We start from the raw sequence: 17,756 nt of genomic DNA, 5'->3' as shown, positions 1-17,756 counted from the left end.
CGATAAAGTGAGAAAATAATATTATGTCTACTTTGGGTAATTATCGAATTCAAAAAGTATTAAACAGAGTAATAGAAGTAATAGATAATGAAAATAATAATTTAAAAAATAATATTCAATTTGATATTAGTGCTTCTAACGATTATAAGGGGCGTTGTTTGCATGAATTATCATCTTGTATTCTGCCTTGTAAAAATATATCAAATGAGTACTCGGAAAAGATACGTATTTTGCATGAAAAATTAGCATTAAATTCTTCTCTTTTAAAATCTTATTTAGATGCTGCTCGTGTAGTTGCTGATTTATTTAAAAGAAAATTACATGATATGGATGCTGATGGGACTTATCATGATAAATTTTCCGGATCTTTAGATATATGCAAAACCAATATATAAATACTAGTTTATTATAAAAATTTAACTTTCTTTTGTTTAAAACTTATCCATATTTTATTTGTGTTATATCTATAGTTTATTGAAAAGGTATTTCCATGATATAAATTATTGGATATACGAGATTTTTTTGATATATGTTTAAAATTTTGTTTTCTGGAATATGGATATCGATAGTAACATTGATATCATTTTATATGTTTTTTTTACGTTCCGTAGATATAAATAAAGAAAATGTTACATCTGTTGTTGTAAAGAAAAATGATATTGTTGAAGGTGAATTAGTTTCTATTCCTATAGTTTCGCATGGTTTGCTTCAGGCGTATTTTTTCGTCAAACTATCTTTTATTATAAATGAGACTAAAGATGAGCATTATTTAAAAGAAATTTCCACTGACTATCTTTATACATTGTTTTCAAATTCTACAATGGATGATATGGTAAAAGTTAAAGCTTTTGGTTTTGATAATCTTCGTCTAAAAATAAAGGAAGATCTTAATTTGATATTAGGTTTTAAATTAATATCAAATGTTTTGATAGATAAATTGAATTATCTATCTATCTTAGATATACGTTTTAATTGTTTTCATTTAGACGGTAAAGCATTAGATCTTATCACACAAAAAAGATCTTCAATTGAACCAAACACAGAAAAATCAAAATAATTATATATTAAAACTATTACATTCTAAAATATTATTACTCTATTTGTATGCTGATTTTATATTATAGAATGATATTAATGCGTTTTATATGAAAAAGATTTCATCTATAGTGTTAATTTAGTATTAATTAATGCAAATAACTTGTGTTGGAGTTTATTTTAATCGTGTATATTATTTCCTTATTTTAAAAGGGAAAATATTCATTATTTTAGTTGATAACATAAGGAGATGGATCAATATGAGTGTTTTAATAGATGGAAAATTTATATCTGCTGAATTGATTGAAAAAATTTCTGAATCTGTGATATCTTTAAAAAAGAAAACAGGTGTACAAGTCGGTATTGCTGTTATTCTAGTAGGGGATGATCCTGCTAGTTGCTCTTATGTATCAGCTAAATCAAGAATGGCAAAAAACTGTGGTTTTCATTCAGTGCAGTATAATTTTTCTAGAGATGTTTCTCAAGTTGATTTGGAAAATACTATTGAAGAATTAAATAATGATGATTCAATACACGGCATATTAGTACAACTACCACTTCCTGATAATATGTGTAATAAGTCTATTATTCAATGTATTATTCCTGAGAAAGATGTAGATGGCCTTAATGTTGTCAATGCAGGGAAATTGATGACTGGTGATTTGACTACAGGACTGATATCTTGTACTCCAGCAGGCGCGATATTCCTAATTGATAAGTTTAAGGGATGTGATTTATCTGGCCAGCATGCTGTAGTAATAGGTCGATCTAATCTTTTTGGTAAACCAATGGGACAATTATTGCTTTCTAGAAATGCAACAGTTACTATGGCTCATTCACGTACTAAAAACCTGCCAGGAATTTGTAAATCTGCTGATATTCTTGTCGTTGCCGTTGGTCAAGCTCATATGGTCCAGGCGGATTGGATTAAAGAAGGATCTTTGATTATAGATGTGGGAATTAATAGAATAAATTCTTCTGAACTAGGAAAAAATATATTAGTTGGAGATGTTGCAGAAGAATGTAAATTAATTGCAGGAGCAATTACTCCTGTACCAGGCGGAGTAGGTCCAATGACTATAGCAATGCTTATGGCAAATACAGTTATTTCTGCTTATAGATTTTCTGGAATCAAACCACCAAAATTTGACGCAAAATCAATAGAAATAAAAAAATATTGAATGATAATCATTGTTAAGATTGAGTAGTCCAATATATTTCAAGATTTGATTTTGCATTCCATAAGAAAGATCTTATAGGCATTTCCATAATATCATGTCCAGCAATAGCTTTTTCCAAAACTGATTTTTTTTGTTTTCCTTCAATATGTAATGCTAGAAATCGTGCGTCATATAATGCAGAAAAAGTCATTGTTAGACGTTTTTTATTATCAGATCTATCTTGAATAGCAATTACGGATCTAGGTGTATTAATATCAAGAGCTGTAGACAATGTATCTCCTTTAGGAAAAAAAGAAGCTGTATGTCCATCTATGCCCATTCCTAAAACAACAACATCAAATGGAAAATCGATTGATTGATAAATTTGTTTATTTGCTATTATAGCTGATTCTTCTATTTTTTTTTGTGGATAGTAAAGAGAAATAAAATGTGCTTTTTGAGCTTTGTTCTTGAAAAAAAATTTTGATAAAAATAATTGATTTGAATAAGAACTTTCAAGTGATACAAAACGCTCATCAACCAATGTTACTGTTATTTTATGCCAATCAATATCTATAATGGATAGTGATTCCAAAAAAAATAGCGGTGTTGAACCACCAGATAATGCAAGGCTTGCAGTTCCTCTTTTCATTATCCCAGCCAAAAGTTGTTGTGCCACTTTACTTGCTAACTTTTCTGCTAGTTGTATTTTGTTGTCTACAACATGTAATTTATATTTTGGCATACAATATTTTCTTAAGTATTTTCATGCCACTTGCGTCCATCTTTTTGTATTAATACATTTGATTTTTCAGGTCCCCATGTTCCTGCAGAATAATAATCAACCTTTTGATTCATAGTTTGCCAACTTTGTAGTATAGAATCGATCCATTTCCAAGATTCTTCAACTTCACTATATCCCATGAAAAGTGTTTGATTAGAATTAATAATATCCATAAGTAGTCTTTCATATCCATCTTGATTACGTTGTATTTTTTTAGAATTACTACATATTCGTAGAACATTTTTTTTTAATTTTATTCCACTAGTATCATGGTCTTTAGTAATAATAAATTGTTCAATTTCCCCACTATCTTGTAAACGTAAAACTAATTTATTCCCTTCTATTTTTGATATCTGATTATTAAAAATATTAAAAGGAGATGGTTTAAAATAAATAACAATTTCTGATGCATGTTTAGCAAGATATTTCCCCGTGCGAAGATAGAAGGGAGTTCCATACCATCTAGAGTTTTCAATACTTGCTTTTATTGCAACGAAAGTTTCAGTATCCGATATACCCAATGGAACTGTTTCAAGATAACCTTTTACAGGAGTTCCATTGATAATCCCTGATTGATATTGTCCTCGTACTGTTAGTTCTTGTACATTTTTAGGATTAATTATTTTAAGTGATTGTAATAACTTTATTTTTTCATCTTTAATTGACTTATCTTTCATAGAAATAGGCATTTCCATTGCAACAAGACAAAGTAGCTGCAAAAGATGATTTTGGATCATATCACGTAGTGCGCCTGTTCGATCATAATAATCAACTCGATTTTCTATACCAATGGTCTCTGCATTAGTAATTTGAATATGATCAATATATTTATTATTCCAAATAGATTCGTAAAATATATTAGCAAATCTAAATATCAATAGCCCTTGCACTGCTTCTTTGCCAAGATAATGGTCAATGCGAAAAATTTGATTTTCCTTAAATATTTTACTGGTTATTTCATTAATTTTTTTTGCAGAATTGAGACTATTACCAATAGGCTTTTCCAATACTATATGTGTATGTTCTGTTACTAGATCATTTGATTGTATATTTTGAGAAATTTTTCCAAAAAACCTAGAGGATACTGATAGATAAAAAATTCTAATTTTATTCCTATCATTTTCTAATATTTCTGTTAATACATCCCATCCGTAATTTTGTTCTAAATCTAAATTAACGTAGAAAATAATAGAAAGAAATTTTTTAACTTTTAATGAATTATATTCATTATTTTTAAGATATATTTTAAGTTCTTTACCAATAAAAGAACGGTATTCTTCTACGGATATTTTATTTCTACAGATACCGATAATTCGACTAGATATTTGATTTTTTTGTTTAATATAGTTGTGATATAGAGCTGGAAAGAGTTTGCGTTTTGCTAGATCTCCTGTACCTCCGAATATAATAAAATCAAAATCTTTAATATGAGTAGATTTATTTTGCATTTTAAATATTACTTATAAGTTATGTTAGAAAATATTACTCATAAAGATGGATACTTTTATATCTGATTACATATTATGTTAGACATAATTTTTAATTTATAACATAACATGATGATTTATACATTAAGAAGTAAAAATTCTCTTTCCCAAGGACTAATTACTTGCATAAAAGTTTCAAATTCATTTCTTTTTAAATTTGTATATATATCAATAAATTTTGATCCAAAAATATCTCTAAAATCAGATGTATTTTCTAAAAGTGTTACTGCTTCTAATAGTCCACGAGGTAGGTTAATTGCCTCTTGATTAGCGGATTTCATAGTAGGTGGTGTTGGATCTATTTTTTGTAGAATACCTAATAATCCACATGCTAATGATGCAGCAATAACTAGATAAGGATTAGTATCTGATGATGGAAGACGATTTTCTATTCTTTTAGTATCCGCATCAGAAAAAGGTATGCGAAATGCTGTAGTTCTATTATCATATCCCCAAGCGTTATTGACAGGACAGCCCATATCAAGCACCATCCTACGATAAGAATTTCCATAAGGAGCTAACATAACTAAGGCATTAGGAATATATTTTTGTAGACCTCCTATAAAATATCTAAACAAATCCGTTTCAGAACCATCAGGATTAGAGAATATATTTTTATTGCTATTGATATCTAATACAGATTGATGAATATGCATGGCAGATCCAGGATAGTTTTGCATTGGTTTCGCCATAAAAGTAGCATAAATATCATGCTTAAAAGCAGCCTCGCGGATAGTTCTTTTGAATAAAAAAACTTGATCTGCTAGTTTTAAAGGATTACCATGGCGTATATTTATTTCGAATTGAGCAGGTCCTTCCTCATGTATCAGAGTATCTATTTCAAGTCCTTGTTTTTCAGAAAACTTCCATATATCATCAATAATTTCGTCAAATTCATTTATTCCCATAATAGAATAGCTTTGTCCCCCAAGTATTGAGCGCCCAGAACGACCTTTTGGAGGCTGCAACGGATAATCAGGATCTTCATTTTTAGCAATAAGGTAAAATTCAATTTCTGGTGCAATAATTGGTTTTAATCCATTTTGAGAATAAAAATTTAAAACTCTTTTTAATACATTACGTGGTGTATAAGTAACCTCTTCACAATCATAATCTACAACATCACATACTATTTGAGCTGTTGGATCTATTTCCCATGGAACAACGCTTAAAGTAGAAAGATCTGGAGATAATCTTAGATCTCCATCTTTTTCATGGAACAATGAATAAGAAGAATTCATAGATTCCCCAGATATTGTATGTCTATAGATTGCAGAAGGGACGGTGAGTGGTATATTAGAAATGAATTTTGATGATGGCATCATCTTACCACGAGGGATACCAGCCAGATCTGGTGTAATGCATTCTACATCTTCAATACGTCGCTCTCTAAGCCATTGAGCTGCTTGTTCCCAGTTTTCTACACCTCGTACGTTTGGAGATTGATCATTTTTTTTCATGTTGTGAAATCACTTAATAAAATGTATTTCGATACTTTGTATGAGATAATTCTTATTATACTTACCATATCTCAATGTTGCGTAGTAACATAAACATTCAAAACAATAAATAATATCTCTTATACTTAATATTTCAATATAAATTAGATAAGTTGAACAGCAACGATAACTAACTAATATCTTATTAATTATGATACCTATCTAATAATTTTATGAAAAATAATATTAATTCCAGTCTAAACTGCTTCCATGCTGATATTCATTGACACGTGTCTCAAAAAAGTTTTTTTCCTTTTTAAGATCTATAATTTCGCTCATCCATGGAAAAGGATTTTCAGTTTTTTCAAAAACAGGCTCTAATCCAATTTGTGCACAACGACGATTAGTTATAAAACACATATATTTTTCGCACAAATCAGCATTAATACCAAGAAATCCTCTTGGCATGGTATCTCTTCCATAATCAACTTCAAGAATAGCAGCTTCTTTTAACATTTGCCGTACTTCTTGTTGAAACGATTTAGTCCAAAGATGTGGATTTTCAATTTTTATCTGGTTAATTACATCAATACCAAAGTTAAGATGAAGTGATTCATCACGCATAATATATTGGTACTGCTCTGCAATACCAACCATTTTATTATATCTTCCTAATGATAATATTTGTGCGAATCCAGTATAAAACCACATCCCTTCAAAAACTACATAGAAAGCAATAAGATCACGCAAAAATTCCTGATCGCTCTCATTATTTCCAGTAGAAAATGACGCAGAAGTAAGATTTTTAGTATATTGTAAAGCCCAGCTTGCCTTATTTGTAATAGAGGGGATTTCTCTATACATATTAAAAAGTTCTCCCTCATCCAGTCCAAGACTTTCTACAATATATTGGAATGTATGGGTATGAACCGCTTCTTCATAAGCTTGTCTTAATAGGTACTGTCGGCATTCTGGATTAGAAAGATGACGATATATAGCTAGTATAATATTATTAGCAACAAGACTTTCAGATGATGCAAAAAAACCCAGATTTCGTTTAATCATATGACGTGCATCATCCGTTAATCCATCAGATGACTTCCAAAGGGCAATATCTGCTTGCATGGATACTTCTGTTGGCATCCAATGATTATTGCATGCTGATAGATATTTTTCCCATGCCCATTTATATTTTAAAGGTAATAGTTGATTTACATCAGATTGCGCATTAATCATTCTTTTTTCATCTACATTAATACGCATAGAGCCTTTTTGAATAGGGCCTAAACCTACAGTGTCATTTGTCTGATCTTCATGACAATGATTATTTATATTATCAGGGTGTAACATATTGATATCACTCATTAAATTCTCCAATGATTTATTATTGACATACTTCACACCCTGTATCTTGTTCGCAATTAGTAACTGTTACCGGAACTGCATTTAATTTACCATCTACTTTTTTCATGGTAGACTTTTCAACATGAGTAGCACCAAGAGATCTCAAATAGTAAGTGGTTTTTAAACCCCTTAGCCATGATTGCCGATAAATGAAATCAAGTTTTTTTCCGCTTGGATTTGGAAGATAAAGATTTAATGATTGAGCTTGATCAATCCATTTTTGTCTTTTCGATGCGGCTTTAATCAACCATAAAGGATCAATTTCGAAAGCAGTGGCATGAATGTTCTTCAGATCATCAGGAATTCGCTCTATTTTTCCAATACTTCCATCATAATATTTTAAATCTGAAATCATTGTTTCATCCCATAGATCTCTTTTCTTTAATTCGGCAACTAGAAAAGAATTTACTACAGTAAAATCACCAGACATGTTTGATTTAACAAAAAGATTTTGATAGGAAGGCTCAACAGACTGAGATACTCCGCAAATATTAGAAATTGTTGCTGTAGGAGCAATCGCCATACAATTTGAATTTCTCATTCCTATAGATTTCACACGATCTCTTAAATCATTCCACGGCAACCGTGATGTTCTATCCATTTTTAATTCATCTCTAACTTCGGATAGCATCTCTATAGAATCTATAGGAAGAATTCCTTTAGACCATAGTGAGCCTTCAAAACTAGGATATACTCCGCGTTCTTCGGCTAGTTCAACAGAGGAATTTATAGCATGATAAGAAATAAATTCCATGCTTTCATCTGCAAATTCAATAGCTTCTAGGCTTGCATAAGGAATAGATAAGTGATGTAAAGCACTCTGAAATCCCATAATGCCAAGACCTATAGCACGATGCCTGTGATTAGACCTTTTTGCTTTATCAATTGTATGATAATTCGTATCAATTACATTATCAAGCATGCGCACTGCTGTGCGAATAGTATTAATTAATTTATCATGATCTAGTTTAGTATCTTTGAAATGTGCAAGAAGGTTAATTGATCCTAGATTACAGACAGCAGTTTCATCATGAGATGTGTTGAGAGTAATTTCGGTGCATAGATTAGAAGAATGGACTACACCAACGTGCTTTTGAGGGGAACGAATATTACAAGGATCTTTAAAAGTTATCCATGGATGACCTGTCTCATAAAGCATAGTAAGCATTTTACGCCATAACCCGACAGCTGATGTCTTGCGGAATATTTTTATTTTTCCTTGTTTTGCTTTTTCTTCATACTGTTCGTACGATTGTTCAAATTCTTTTCCGTATAAATCATGAAGATCGCTTACTTCATCAGGAGAGAACAAGGTCCATTCTGCATTTTGTTCAACTCTTTTCATGAATAGATCTGGAACCCAATTTGCAGTATTCATATCATGGGTACGTCTACGATCATCACCAGTATTTTTTCTAAGGTCTAAAAACTCTTCTATATCAATATGCCAAGTTTCCAAATAGGCACAGACGGCTCCTTTACGTTTTCCTCCTTGATTAACAGCTAGAGCTGTATCATTAGCGACTTTGAGAAATGGTATTACTCCTTGACTTTTCCCATTTGTGCCATGAATATGAGATCCAAGACCACGAACTGGTGTCCAATCATTACCCAATCCTCCAGAATATTTAGCTAATAAAGCATTGTCCTTCAATGATTCAAATATACCATCTAAATTATCGGGAACGGTTGTGAGAAAACAAGAAGAAAGTTGTGGGCGACGTGTTCCAGAATTAAACAGAGTGGGAGTGGAACACATAAAATGAAAAGAAGAAATTAATCTGTAAAATTCAATTGCTCTTTTTTCTTTTTCTCTCTCTTGTAAAGCAAGCCCCATAGATACACGCATGAAGAAAGCTTGAGGCATTTCAAAGCGTTTACCATCATTATTAAGAAAATATCGATCATAAAGTGTTTGTAATCCGAGATATTCAAATTCCAAATCACGATCTGGTTCCAAGGCATCTGCTAGATATTTAAGGTCAAAGCTTTTGAGAGAATCATTTAATAAGTTCGCTTTTATCCCTTCTTCAACGTAAAGAAGAAAATACTCTCTGTATAAATCGCGCATTTCTTGGTGCGTAGCACTTTTAGGCTTTTTATAAATTGTAGTCAAGACTTCACGACGAAGTTTATCTAAAAGCAAATGTGCGCTGACTTTTGAATAGTTTGGTTCTTTTTCAATTAGCACTCGAGAAGAAAAAATTAAGGATATTTCTACATCACTTTCGCTCAAACCGTCATACATATTTTTATAAGTCTCGCTTAGAACTGCTTTTGGTGAAACACCTTCTAACCCTGAACAAGCTTCTTCTACAACCTTTTCAACTCTTTTAGAATTGAAAGAGACAACAGTGCCGTCATCCATTTTTATTTTTAAATTTGGAGCAATCGGCAAATCACTTTTTGATTGTTTGATACGATTATTTGATCTTTTTTTACGATATAGAATATATTCTTTTGCGACTTTATAATGATCACTACGCATTAGAGATAATTCCACTTGATCTTGTATATCTTCAATGTGAAGAACTACAAGAGAAGAGGTATGATATCGCAATAGTTTTGTAATTGTTTGATCTGTTAGATTGTTGACAATATCCTCTACACGCTTTGAATGTAAAGCCCCTTTTCCTTCAACTGCTATGAAAGCTTTCATAATAGCTATGCTTATCTTTGAAGGATCAAATAATACTACTTTTCCATTGCGTTTAATAACTTGTACATCTTTGGTCGTTTCAGAAAATGAACAAGAGGACGATTGAAACAATTTTTCATTACTTAAATTTTCTTTTTCGGGATAATTTTTCATTAGGCCGTTCTCCTCCCGCTATTAATCAACCTACTGAAAAAACCATCTGTTCTTTGAATTGGAGCGGGTGTACGTCTCTTGTTAGGAAAAAATTTTTTATTTGGATGCTTTTTGATAGAGAGACTAGAGACCAAATCCTCTTTATTAAAATGTATTTTCAGAATGGTTCTCTCTAGAATCTTCGGAGAAAGAAATCCAAAGATAGGAACTTTCTTGTTTTGCGAAATATAATAAAAAGACTGAAATCCATTACTATCTATAATCGCAAAAGAAGGACTCCCAAGAGATTGAAGAACGTGCTTGCGAGAGGATTTAACAGATACAAGAGAAACAGACGCAGAATCCAAATCAAGTCCATTAGCTACTTTGTAAGAAGAATGGAAAACTGCAAACATTAAAGAAGTGAAAAAAAAAACTTTTTTCAAATAAGAATTCCCAAAGAACAAATTACATTTCTCCTCTAAATGCGAAAAAACGCTTCCTTTAAACAAACAACACAAGACTAACTAATTTAAAAAAGGTATCTCCTATATATTATGCGCTAGCTAAAACGATTCTTTAGTATTTATAACAAAAATATCCACAACAAAGATACACTATAGAACTAATTAAATTTAAATTAGTGCATGATAACAAGATTTGTTGATCGCTGCAATGAAAATATACTGGAAATATGCAATGGAAATATGCAATGGAAATATGCAATGGAAATATGCAATGGAAATCGTATGAAAGTAAAAACAAAAAAAAATGAATTATATACATATCCTGTTGACATCAGATCTGTGTTTTCTTCTCCGATTAATTTCAAGATAAAGGCTGATATTTTAGATTGTGAAAAATTAGCAAAGCAGTGGGGCGTAATATCTGTTGAAAATTGGAGTGCTGATGTTAAACTTTCCGCTTGGAAGAAAGTTGGGGTTCGTATGTCAGGAAAAGTGTGTGCGAAAATAATTCAAGCTTGTGTGATAACATTGGATTCAGTACAATCTGAGGTAGAAGATTCTGTAAGTTGTATTTTTGTTCCTTCTTCATCTAAGTTCTTTTATCCTAATGGTGATATTTCTGGTAAAAAAAACGTGGTGGAAGCTCGAGAACTTGATATTCTACCCTTTTCAGACGATGGAATAATTGATATTGGTGCAGTAATAGCTGATTTTACAGCAGTGGCAATTAATCCATATCCTAAAAAGGAAGGTGTAATATTTTCTGATGTATATGATGGCAATCATTATAAATACTAAAATATTTTTATCTTTTAGGAAAATAGTGGTGAAAAATAAAGCCAAATAATGTTAAAATAACAAATATCGTATATTTTTAGGAATATTTTAATGTCTGTGAGGGTAATAAATGAATCAAATAGACGCGTCGCAAGATAATAGCGTTGATACAATTTCTTTTGATCTTATGGGAAGTGATTTGGGAGCAAAAGATCTTATTCTAGGAGCGTCCAAATTTCTTGAATCCAATCCTAAGTTGTGCTTTTTAATGTACGGGGATGCTAAAGTTTGTTTGCCAGTATTAAATTCTTATAAAAATCTCAAAGAGCGTAGTTGTTTTTATCATTGTGATGTATCGATTTCTATGCATGAGAGGCCAGCTGATGCATTGCGTAGAGGTAGAAATGTATCCAGTATGTGGTGTGCTATAGAAGCAGTAAAGAAAAAAAAGGCTGCTTCTGTCGTAAGTGCTGGAAATACTGGTGCTTTAATTGCTATGGCCAGATTATGTTTGAGTAAGATTAGTGGCGTAGATCGTCCATCGCTTGCAGCATTTTGGCCAACTATTAATAAGGGTAAGTGTGTCATATTAGATGTTGGTGCTGCCGTTGGATCTGTTACTGTATCGCATATGGTACAGCTTTCAATTTTGGGTAGTTTTTTTGCTCATTCTGCATTAGGAATAAGTCGTCCTTCTATAGGATTGCTTAATGTCGGAACTGAGGAGACAAAAGGGCACGGTGTCCTGCAGGATTCATCTCGTTTATTGCGTGGAGAGTGTCGTAATTATTTTGAATATAAGGGTTTCATTGAGGCGAGTGATATCGCTAAAGGTTTGGTAGATGTAGTTGTAACTGAAGGATTTTCTGGAAATATTGCGATTAAATCCGCAGAAGGGACGGTTTCTCATGTAGCTGCAGTTTTGCAAAAATCATTAAAGAGTACCCTATTGTCTAGGATTGGTTGTTTTTTTATTAAAAAATCTTTACGAGAGCTAAAAGAAGGTTTTGATCCACGTAACTTTAATGGTGGAGTCCTGTTGGGAGTTGATGGACTTGTTGTAAAAGGACATGGAAGCAGCGATGCTAGATCAATAATTAATGTTTTAGGTATTGCTCGGAATATGTCTCGTAATGGTTTTATAAGTATGGTAAAGAATGATATGCAGATAGTTCGAGATAGTTTGTTAGATTCATATGAAAAGAATGTTGTATCGGATAGTAGAAAGTAATAAACGTGGTTCGTTCTGTTGTAAGAGGAATTGGTTCATCCCTCCCGAAAAGAGTGCTTAATAATTGTGAATTAGAGGTTATAGTTGACACCTCTGATGGCTGGATTAAAAGGCGTGTCGGTATTAATCAGCGGCATATCGCTGTAGATGGTGAGACAACGTCTTCTCTTGGGGAAGCTGCTGCACGTGATGCGTTGTGCAATGCAAAAATGAGTGTAGATGATATTGATCTCATAATTGTGGCTACATCGACTCCAGATCAGACTTTTCCTTCAACCGCTGTAAATATACAGAACCGTTTGGGTATGAAGCGTGGTTTTGCTTTTGATATTCAGGCTGTTTGTTCTGGATTTATTTACGCTGTGACTACTGCTGATTCTTATATAAGATCAGGAATGGTGCGGCGTGTTATGATAATAGGGGCAGATACTTTTTCTCGTATTGTTGATTGGTCTGATCGTTCTACTTGTGTTTTGTTTGGTGATGGTGCTGGAGCCTTAATTCTTGAGGCGGTAGAATTTGAAAAGTCTGATAAGAGTGATTCAGGGGTATTCTTGACTTATTTATGCTCCGATGGTTCATACATTGATAAGTTGTATATGGATGGTGGTCCTTCTACTTCTAGAACAGTAGGGCATGTGCGTATGGATGGAAGAGCTGTTTTTAAGTATGCTATTTCAAAAGCAGTGGAATTAATAGAAAAAGTTTTAGATTTATCTCATTTGACAGTTGAAAATATTGATTGGTTTATTCCGCATCAGGCTAATCGGCGTATTATTGATAGTATAGCAGAGAAGATGAATATTCCTTTAGAAAAAGTAATTGTTACCGTTGATATACATGGGAATACTTCTGCCGCTTCTATTCCTCTTGCTTTGGATGTAGCAGTTAAGGAAGGTCGTGTTAAAAAAGGCGATTGCCTTTTATTGGAAGCCATGGGAGGAGGATTTACTTCAGGCGCTATATTATTACGATGGTAAATTAAAAATTTTTTCATCTTGAAATTATTTTTTGCGTAGATATTTAAATAAGTGGATGGTGTATCGTGAAAAAAACTATAACCCGGTCAGATTTAGCAAGTTATATTTCAAAAAAATTTGCTCTTTCTAGAAAAGATTCTACAAATTTCGTTAAGACAGTGTTTGACGAAATTGCTGATTCTGCAGTTCGTGGAGAAACAATAAAAATTTCTTCTTTTGCTACTTTCAATGTGAAACAAAAAGGTCCACGTGTTGGTCGCAATTTGCAGACTAATGAAGAGGTTTTAATTGATTCTCGTCGTGTGATTACATTTAGGGCATCTTCTGTCCTGAAGCAAAGAATTATAGACGATATGCACAATAACAATAAGGTATAATAAAACCTTTCGCATATATATCTGCATTATGTTTTGTATAATAATTAAATAAGAATGATATTTATTTAACGTAACAAATTACTGTAATATTTATGAAGAAATAATAAGATAGCATACTGTTTTTATAATAAATTATGTATAAAATTACATGTTATAAACAGAACTACAATATCACTATTATTTCATATTATAATTATTTACAGCATCTTTTATGCAAAAGATATCAATGTTCTACTATTAAGATGATTTTTGTGCGATTATAGCCGCTTCATAGCGTTCATGAACATATTCCCAATTCACAAGGTTTGAGATAAAGGACTCTATGTAAACTCCTCTTTTATACTGGAAGTCTAGATAGTACGCATGTTCCCATACGTCTATACCAAGAATTGGTATTGCTCCATTTATTAGGGGATTTTCGGCGTTTTGTGTTTTTGATATTTCTAGCTTCCCGTTTTTTACAGATAGCCATCCCCATCCAGATCCAAACTGCGTAGATGCTGCTATGATAAAATCTGACTTAAACTTCTCGTAACTTCCAAAACATTTATTGATAGCATCAGTTAGTACTTGGGGTATCTTTTCTTTTCCTCCATTTTTCTTCATACATGGCCAAAAAAGATTGTGATTATAATATTGGGAAGCATTGTTGAAAAGAACCGCATTGGATCCATGCGACTTTATTATTATCTCTTCTAATGATAAGTCAAGCATTTCGGCATCAGATGCTAGTTTTAATGCATTTTCAGCATAATTCTTGTGATGTACACCATGGTGGTATTCAAGGGTTACTTGTGACATATATGGAGAAAGTGCATCACAACTATAAGGCAAATTTGGTAGTTTAAAGTCCATACATTTCACTCCACTTTACTAAGAATACAAAATTTCGGATATCATTAAATAATATTTCGTAAGGTTTAATTCACATTAAGAAGTATATTTTTTTTAACCAAGATAATTTTATGTAGATTGTTATCAAGATACATTGTAAAATTACTAGATGAAGAACTATAAATCAAGATCAAATTCAGAAGAATCCCTGTTAAAATTATCTATCTTTGTTACGGTGCTTATGGCCTCAACAAATGTAGTTGTTGGTATGATGACAGGATCTTCCTCTATTGTTTTTGAGGGATTTTATTCATATTTAGATGCAGGCATGACAACTCTTTCTTTAATTGTGGTCAAGTTAATTTCTAGAGATGTTTTGGAAGAAGATTACGGAGAAAGAAAGAGATATTTCCAGTTTGGTTTTTGGCATTTTGAGCCAATGGTTTTGGCTTTTAATTCTGTTATTTTGATATTCGCAACTCTTTACGAATTTCTGATGTCCCTTTTAACTGTTATATCGGGTGGCCATAGTATTGATTTTGAACATGCTGTAATTTATTCTCTTATAACCGCATGTATTTGTTTGACTATGGGTATATATGAAAAAAAGCGCAATCGGGAAATAAAATCTGATTTTGTTGAATTAGATGCAAGGTCTTGGATTGTTGGGGGATTTATTTTACTTTCTGTTGTGATTGCTTTTTTATTTGGTATATTTTTAAGAAATAGTTCATACAGTTGGACTCTTCCTTATGTTGATCCGATGGTTTTAATGTACATTTGTTTGTTTATTCTGCCGACATCAATTTATACAATGAAGTCTGCAACATTTGAAATTTTTCAAATGACTCCTCCTGAACTTGATATTCAGATAAGGGAGGCTCTTTATCCGATTGTGGTTAGGCATGGTTTTCTTGATTTTTATACATATGTTACCAAGATAGGTCGTTCTCGCATTATAGAGGTATATTTGATCGTTCCCAAAAATTATCCTATTAAGAGTATAGAATCTCTTGATATCATAAGAAATGAGATAGGTAATGTTATTGGTGGATTTGGAGAAGAAAGATGGCTGACAATTTCTTTTACGACACAAAAAAGATGGGCAATTTAAAATTTTATACTATAAATAAAAGTAAATGTGTATTCTTCTAGTGCAGATCTAAGTATTTCTATGGTAAATAATTCAAATATTACAGATTACAGAACAATCATCTTTCAAAACTCCTATTTAATAATTTTTGCTACAATAAGGTTATCTTATTACATAGAATAGCAATTATAATTCTTAATAAACTACAATTTTCAATATAAAAAATAGCACAGCAAAAAATTATTACTCCCAAAAAGGATAAATTTTTTTAAAATAGATGATGGAGAAGATATTATTTTCTAGGTTTTCAAGGAAAAATTTCAATTATAATGCAAGTGGCGGGATGTTTTTTAAATATAACAGCCAAGTAATCTTCAAAAAGCATAATTGTAAATACATGGCTCCCCGGGCCGGATTCGAACCGGCGACCTGTCGATTAACAGTCGAATGCTCTACCGCTGAGCTACCAGGGAAAATGCTAACAAAAAACGATCATATATTAATAACTAATACTCATTCTTAAAACTTAAATTATTTTTTATTTTATAGAAATACAAGAATTACATGAAGATATCAATAGAAATAACAACATCATTTATCTCCTCCTTATACATTGAAGATTCTTTCTTTACAATAATTTAATGCATAAGAAAATCAATATTTATGTCAAATCTTGATTTTTATTATTGTTTTTAAAATCATATTAGATGTGTATTAATCTTTTACGATGACTAATGGCTATCTTATTATGTATTTGTTCAGGTTGTTGCGAATTCTTTCTAGGATATCAAGTTCTAAATTTTCAGTAACAAATTTTAATCCAGTTATTTTTTCATATGATGAAATATAAGTTTGTGATGTTTTAAGTATAATATTTTCGGGAATAATAGGGATGTTATCTTTATAAGGATTGCAGTGCATTAATATCCAATTGCGAATGCAATCTTTATCTAATCCAATAGGAGATAATCCTTCTTTAAGGGCTTTCTCATATTTATCTACTTCCCAGTAACGACTAGAATCTGGCGTATGAATCTCGTCTGCTAGAACTATATTCCCTTGTTTGTCTATTCCGAATTCATATTTACTGTCTACGAGAAGCAATCCTCTTTTTAATGCAATCTTGCATCCTTTTTCAAATAGAGATAGTGCATAAGAAGAAATTATTTCCCATTGGTTTTTAGTGAGTATCCCTGTTTTAACAATTTCATTGTAAGAGATTGGTTTATCGCAATCTGAATCTAATTTTGATGATTTTGTTGTAGGTGTTATTATCGGATATGGTAATTTCTGATTATCGTACATGTTATCAGGTAGCAAATGTCCATATATATTTCGTTTTCCATTTTTATAAAATGTAAGGATAGAGGTATTGGTATTTCCTGCTAAATATCCACGTACTACTAATTCTATTGGAAACATTTGCAATTGTTGACCAACTAAAACATTGGGATCTGGATAATCTAATATATGATTACTACATATATCTGATGTTTGTTGAAACCAATATCGCGTTATTTTGTTTAATATTTCACCCTTATACGGAATACATGCTACATTTTTATCAAATGCGCTCAATCTGTCTGTTGCTATAGTAATACGAGTTCCATCGTTTAAGAAATAATTTTCTCGAACTTTTCCAGAATAGTAATTTGGTAATTCAGGAATGTAAGCTTTAGAAAGAATTCTCATCATTTATAACCTTGAGAAGAAAGTTTTTTATACCGTTTAAAATATTATTTTAAATTTTTATCAATTCCTATTGTTGTATCAAGTTAAATTTGTAAGGGGATATAATTTTTCTTTGTAAGAGTCAAATATTTTAGGTTATGTTATGTATAGTGACTGAGTAATTTTTTATGAGTAATTTTAGTTGACTTAAATTATGTTATCTGTT

The 17,756-nt window shown here is 31.5% G+C and carries 16 protein-coding genes and 1 tRNA gene; 8 read left to right on the top strand and 9 right to left on the bottom strand.

The genetic code is table 11. The features are described from left to right. Window positions 1-23: 23 nt before the first annotated feature. The 3 genes from GY664_RS03320 to folD all read left to right on the top strand — a co-directional run bounded on the left by GY664_RS03320 (window position 24) and on the right by folD (window position 2,216). A complete protein-coding gene (locus tag GY664_RS03320) occupies window positions 24-395 on the top strand; it encodes a hypothetical protein (protein ID WP_333948051.1) in 372 nt (123 codons plus the stop codon). A gap of 134 nt (window positions 396-529) precedes the next feature. Continuing rightward, window positions 530-1,057: a hypothetical protein gene (locus tag GY664_RS03315; RefSeq protein WP_333948050.1), complete on the top strand. Its 528-nt coding sequence runs from the start codon at window positions 530-532 to the stop codon at window positions 1,055-1,057. A gap of 238 nt (window positions 1,058-1,295) precedes the next feature. Continuing rightward, a complete protein-coding gene (gene folD, locus GY664_RS03310; protein WP_333948049.1) occupies window positions 1,296-2,216 on the top strand; it encodes a bifunctional methylenetetrahydrofolate dehydrogenase/methenyltetrahydrofolate cyclohydrolase FolD in 921 nt (306 codons plus the stop codon). A gap of 13 nt (window positions 2,217-2,229) precedes the next feature. On the opposite strand, the gene pgl is transcribed toward folD, so the two are convergent. The 6 genes from pgl to bamE form a co-directional block, all read right to left on the bottom strand. Next, entirely contained in the window at window positions 2,230-2,940 is a 711-nt protein-coding gene (gene pgl, locus GY664_RS03305) for a 6-phosphogluconolactonase (RefSeq protein ID WP_333948048.1), read from the bottom strand. Window positions 2,941-2,951: 11 nt separating this feature from the next. Continuing rightward, complete coding sequence (gene zwf / locus GY664_RS03300) at window positions 2,952-4,427, bottom strand: glucose-6-phosphate dehydrogenase (RefSeq protein WP_333948046.1); 1,476 nt, start codon at window positions 4,425-4,427, stop codon at window positions 2,952-2,954. Between the two features lie 116 nt (window positions 4,428-4,543). Beyond that, window positions 4,544-5,926: a glutamine synthetase family protein gene (locus tag GY664_RS03295; protein ID WP_333948045.1), complete on the bottom strand. Its 1,383-nt coding sequence runs from the start codon at window positions 5,924-5,926 to the stop codon at window positions 4,544-4,546. A 225-nt stretch (window positions 5,927-6,151) separates the two neighbouring features. After that, entirely contained in the window at window positions 6,152-7,255 is a 1,104-nt protein-coding gene (locus GY664_RS03290; RefSeq protein WP_333948104.1) for a ribonucleotide-diphosphate reductase subunit beta, read from the bottom strand. A gap of 34 nt (window positions 7,256-7,289) precedes the next feature. Further along, entirely contained in the window at window positions 7,290-10,121 is a 2,832-nt protein-coding gene (locus GY664_RS03285; protein WP_333948044.1) for a ribonucleoside-diphosphate reductase subunit alpha, read from the bottom strand. After that, window positions 10,121-10,546, bottom strand: coding sequence for an outer membrane protein assembly factor BamE domain-containing protein (bamE, locus tag GY664_RS03280; protein ID WP_333948043.1), 426 nt, complete (start codon window positions 10,544-10,546; stop codon window positions 10,121-10,123). The genes GY664_RS03285 and bamE overlap by 1 nt, the downstream gene beginning before the upstream one ends. A 261-nt stretch (window positions 10,547-10,807) precedes the next feature. Here bamE and GY664_RS03275 point away from each other — a divergent pair, with 261 nt between their 5' ends. From GY664_RS03275 to GY664_RS03260, 4 genes are all read left to right on the top strand, one after another. Next, a complete protein-coding gene (locus GY664_RS03275) occupies window positions 10,808-11,365 on the top strand; it encodes a DUF177 domain-containing protein (protein WP_333948042.1) in 558 nt (185 codons plus the stop codon). A gap of 109 nt (window positions 11,366-11,474) precedes the next feature. Further along, window positions 11,475-12,575 carry a phosphate acyltransferase PlsX gene (gene plsX, locus GY664_RS03270; protein ID WP_333948041.1) on the top strand — a complete coding sequence of 367 codons (1,101 nt, stop codon included), beginning with the start codon at window positions 11,475-11,477 and terminating at the stop codon, window positions 12,573-12,575. A 5-nt stretch (window positions 12,576-12,580) separates the two neighbouring features. Next, window positions 12,581-13,555, top strand: coding sequence for a beta-ketoacyl-ACP synthase III (locus tag GY664_RS03265; protein ID WP_333948040.1), 975 nt, complete (start codon window positions 12,581-12,583; stop codon window positions 13,553-13,555). A 65-nt stretch (window positions 13,556-13,620) separates the two neighbouring features. Continuing rightward, the gene (locus GY664_RS03260; RefSeq protein ID WP_333948039.1) at window positions 13,621-13,932 is read left to right on the top strand and encodes an integration host factor subunit alpha; all 312 of its coding nucleotides are present in this window, start codon (window positions 13,621-13,623) and stop codon (window positions 13,930-13,932) included. 237 nt (window positions 13,933-14,169) lie between these two features. Here the strand turns inward: GY664_RS03260 and GY664_RS03255 are convergent, their stop codons facing one another. Continuing rightward, entirely contained in the window at window positions 14,170-14,787 is a 618-nt protein-coding gene (locus GY664_RS03255) for a superoxide dismutase (RefSeq protein WP_333948038.1), read from the bottom strand. A 148-nt stretch (window positions 14,788-14,935) separates the two neighbouring features. Here GY664_RS03255 and GY664_RS03250 point away from each other — a divergent pair, with 148 nt between their 5' ends. Then, window positions 14,936-15,880, top strand: coding sequence for a cation diffusion facilitator family transporter (locus tag GY664_RS03250; RefSeq protein WP_333948037.1), 945 nt, complete (start codon window positions 14,936-14,938; stop codon window positions 15,878-15,880). A gap of 377 nt (window positions 15,881-16,257) precedes the next feature. On the opposite strand, the gene GY664_RS03245 is transcribed toward GY664_RS03250, so the two are convergent. Then, window positions 16,258-16,332, bottom strand: a tRNA-Asn gene (locus tag GY664_RS03245). Between the two features lie 265 nt (window positions 16,333-16,597). Further along, a complete protein-coding gene (locus GY664_RS03240) occupies window positions 16,598-17,551 on the bottom strand; it encodes a phosphoribosylaminoimidazolesuccinocarboxamide synthase (RefSeq protein ID WP_333948036.1) in 954 nt (317 codons plus the stop codon). Window positions 17,552-17,756: the final 205 nt, after the last annotated feature.

This window comes from Candidatus Liberibacter brunswickensis, from assembly GCF_036858155.1.
GTDB lineage: Bacteria > Pseudomonadota > Alphaproteobacteria > Rhizobiales > Rhizobiaceae > Liberibacter > Liberibacter brunswickensis.
The sequence above is the reverse complement of the archived record's forward strand: the minus strand, read 5'-3'. Positions and strand labels throughout refer to the sequence as shown.